Source organism: Lacticaseibacillus manihotivorans DSM 13343 = JCM 12514 (assembly GCF_001435035.1).
Lineage (GTDB): Bacteria > Bacillota > Bacilli > Lactobacillales > Lactobacillaceae > Lacticaseibacillus > Lacticaseibacillus manihotivorans.
On the sequence record NZ_AZEU01000237.1, the window covers coordinates 1 to 375 of the forward strand.

Annotated in this window: 3 tRNA genes; all 3 read left to right on the plus strand. The window is 51.5% G+C overall.

What is annotated here, in order from left to right:
• Positions 1-62 precede the first annotated feature (62 nt).
• Positions 63-134 (plus strand) — tRNA-Asn (locus FD01_RS12465).
• Between the two features lie 6 nt (positions 135-140).
• Positions 141-230 (plus strand) — tRNA-Ser (locus FD01_RS12470).
• Positions 231-241: 11 nt separating this feature from the next.
• A tRNA-Glu gene (locus FD01_RS12475) sits at positions 242-313 on the plus strand.
• Positions 314-375 lie beyond the last annotated feature (62 nt).

A 375-nucleotide genomic window follows, 5' to 3' on the forward strand; every position in this document is an offset into this window, starting at 1 on the left:
CCGAGAGTAGTTGGTGGGTAACTGCCTGCGAGGGTAGGAAGTCGCCACGCTGTTATATTTATTCCGGATTAGCTCAGTGGTAGAGCACCTGACTGTTAATCAGGGTGTCGTCAGTTCGAGCCTGACATCCGGAGTTGCATGGAGAGTTGTCCGAGTGGCCGAAGGAGCATGGTTGGAAACCATGTATAGGGGCTTTACCTCTATCAAGGGTTCGAATCCCTTACTCTCCGTTGTTGCAAATGGCCCGTTGGTCAAGTGGTTAAGACACCGCCCTTTCACGGCGGTAACATGAGTTCAAATCTCGTACGGGTCACTTTTATATGGAGGATTAGCTCAGTTGGGAGAGCGTCTGCCTTACAAGCAGAGGGTCACAGG